The 2,919-nt window shown below is 52.5% G+C and carries 4 protein-coding genes; 1 reads left to right on the top strand and 3 read right to left on the bottom strand.

Annotation, left to right across the window (positions count from 1 at the left end; translation table 11 throughout):
* From OEL57_RS15935 to OEL57_RS15925, 3 genes are all read right to left on the bottom strand, one after another.
* Window positions 1–1,169 (bottom strand): intermembrane transport protein PqiB (locus tag OEL57_RS15935; protein WP_300741832.1); only part of this gene is annotated, 1,169 nt, incomplete at its 3' end.
* A complete protein-coding gene (locus OEL57_RS15930) occupies window positions 1,166–1,801 on the bottom strand; it encodes a paraquat-inducible protein A (RefSeq protein ID WP_300741830.1) in 636 nt (211 codons plus the stop codon). The genes OEL57_RS15935 and OEL57_RS15930, both read right to left, overlap by 4 nt.
* Window positions 1,802–2,320, bottom strand: a complete 519-nt coding sequence (locus OEL57_RS15925) for a paraquat-inducible protein A (RefSeq protein WP_300741829.1) — start codon at window positions 2,318–2,320, stop codon at window positions 1,802–1,804.
* A gap of 249 nt (window positions 2,321–2,569) precedes the next feature.
* On the opposite strand from OEL57_RS15925, the gene OEL57_RS15920 reads away from it, so the two are divergent.
* Window positions 2,570–2,919: uroporphyrinogen decarboxylase family protein (locus OEL57_RS15920; protein ID WP_300741828.1), on the top strand; the 350-nt coding region annotated here is incomplete at its 3' end.

Raw genomic sequence — 2,919 nt, 5'->3', positions numbered from 1 at the left:
CCGCTTTTCAGCTGCGCCCGGAAGCCTTTTTGAACCATGGCATCCAGCAGCTTGTGAGAATCTGCGAGCGATTTCTGATCTGAAGAGGAAGAGGAACGGGGTTTGAGCCGTTCAGGATAGAACCGGATCTGGACCACCATGGTCACATTCTTACTTGCCGGGTCCAGTTCAGCCTTGATTTTTGCAACCTCTCCCACCGTGATGCCACGCAGGTCCACCGGGGCGCCAACCGTCAGGCCTCGTACCGACTCTTTGAACACCAGTATATAGTTTTCAACGATGCTATCAGGGCGTTTTAGCGCCTCTTCCTTATTACTGAACAGGGTAAAACTCCTGCCCTGCTCTGCCTGGGGTGCCTCATCAAAATCATCAGGGGTCTGGAAGGCGATCCCCCCCATCACAATCGAGAGCAGTGATTCGGTATTAACGGTCATGCCATTGGCATCCAGCTTGAAATCAATACCACTGGCATGCCAGAAGAGGGTGCTGTTTCTCACAAATTTATCGTAGGGAGCCTGTACAAAGACCCGCAAGGTAACGGTCTCACCATCTTTTTCCAGATCAGAAGAAACCACTTCACCCACTTGCAGATGCCGGTAAAAAAGTGGAGAACCAACACTTAACGATCCAACATCAGCCGCATGCAGGACAAACTGGCGCCCCGGCATATCCATAGTAACCACTGGCGGGGCTTCAAGTCCGGTAAAGGAGGTCTTGTCTTCACTTGATTTACCCACATCCATGCCGATATAGGAACCAGCGGTCAGGGTGCCCAGACCGGAAATGCTGCTGCCGGTAATCCGGGGACGCACCACCCAGAAACTGGTATCAGCTTTAAGAAAATCAGCCGCCTCCTTGGCCAGATCTGCAGTAACCAGAACACTGGAACGATCCTTGGCAATGGTGATTGATCTGACCAGGCCGATCTGGACATCCTTGTACTTGATCTTGGTCTTACCCGCCTCAATCCCCTCACCGCTCTTAAAACTGATGGTAATGACCGGGCCTTTCTCAATATAGGCCTTGACTGCCAGTGAAAGTCCGACAATCAGTGCAACGATCGGTATTAACCAGATCAGCTGTGATGAGCTGCGACGACGGCGATCAATAATGGCATCAGGAATATCAGCCGGCTGGTCAGTCGCTTGATTAGGTGCTGTTTCACTCATAATTCTCTCTCTTTTCTCAGCGGGTCCCACATCAAACGCGGGTCAAACTCCATGGCAGCAAACATGGTTAACACCACCACCGCGCCAAAGGCGATAGCCCCGGTACCTGCCCTGACGGTGGCAAATGACTGAATCTGTACCAGGGCAGCCAATAGCGTTACCACGAAAATATCCAGCATGGACCAACGGCCCACCAACTCCACAATCCGGTAGAGCAGAATCCGGTGTTTGATTCCCCAGGTTGAACCACGTCGGACAGAAATAAGCAACAAGGTCAGTACCACAAGCTTAAAAAGCGGTACCAAAATACTGGCGACAAAGACAATCACCGCAATGCCGGGGTTGCCGTTATGCCAGAGGTGAATCACACCGCTGAGAATGGTATCCTTGCGGTAACTTACCAGGGTGCCGGTCTCCATCATGATCATCAGGTTTGCCGGAATGTAGAGAATGTATGCTGCGATCAGAAACGCCCAACAACGCTGCAGGCTGTTCGGCCTGCGAAAGTGGAGCCGTGTATTGCAACGAGGACACCGGGCCGTAAGATCATCCTGATCAAGCCTGGAAACCAGACCACAAACGTGGCAGGAGCAGAACCCCTGATCTGCAGCTGACCTGCCGGGCCAATCCATCTACAAACCTTCCCTGCGTTGTTTTAAATCCAGATGTGTCCAGACATCCCGTGGATTAAACGAGGAGGCCAGTGCTGCCATCAGCAGGGTTAATCCGCCAAAGGACCAGAGCGCCACCCCCGGTATGATTTTAAAATCCTGCACCAGCTTGACCAGCGACACCAGAATCCCCAACATGAACACCTCGACCATCCCCCAGGGTTTAATGGTCTGTAGCAACCGCATGACCTGACTGGTCCCTGGCGGCAGATGCCCACGGTACAACGGCAGCAGCAGGTAGAGCATCAAACACAACTCCAGGGCCGGTACAAAAATGGCGGTGATAAAGGTAAGGCTGGAGACCAGCGGCATATCCTGCTTCCAGAGATCATGCACCGCCTGCAGCAGAGTGACCGCATTGCCGTTGCCCTGCAGGTTAATCCCTAGGATGGGAAACCGGTTGGCTATCAGATACAGAACCAGAGCAGCCAGCGTTAGCGCCAGGCTGCGTCTAATGCTGTCGGGAATATGACGATACAATGTTGCTCCACAGCAGTGACAGCAGGCTGACCGGCCCGGAGGCAATGGAATTTCCCGCAGCAGCAAATCACATTCAGGGCAGACTATCAGTGTTTTATGGGGCGCAGGCATAGAAAAACTATAAACGACCTCCACAGAATGTCAATCAGTCGTAGCGCTAAGACGGGGCTCTGTATCGGCTTTTTTGTGGCACGAATATGGCTGAAGATGGTATAGTGCTGCCGTTTCCATATCTGAGAGGTATATACCATGAACAATCGTTTTCTTGATGCCTGTTGGGGTAAGCCGGTTGACCGCACACCTGTCTGGCTGATGCGTCAGGCTGGCCGTTATCTGCCTGAGTATATGGCTGTCCGTTCAAGATGCACTTTTCTTGAACTGTGCAAAACCCCTGAACTGGCTGCCGAGGTTACTATTCAGCCGGTTGATATTCTGGGGGTGGATGCAGCCATCCTTTTTTCCGACATCCTGACCCCGGTGGAGCCGATGGGGCTGAAACTGGACTTTGTTCCGGGGCCGGTCTTTGAAAATCCGGTTCGTACCATGGCTGATGTTGAGAAACTTCGTATTCCAGACCCTGAAACCGATGTCCCCTATGT

Source organism: Trichlorobacter sp. (genome assembly GCF_030247655.1).
Classification (GTDB): domain Bacteria; phylum Desulfobacterota; class Desulfuromonadia; order Geobacterales; family Pseudopelobacteraceae; genus Trichlorobacter.
Note: the sequence above shows the minus strand (reverse complement) of the source record. Positions and strands in the feature narration are given on the sequence as shown.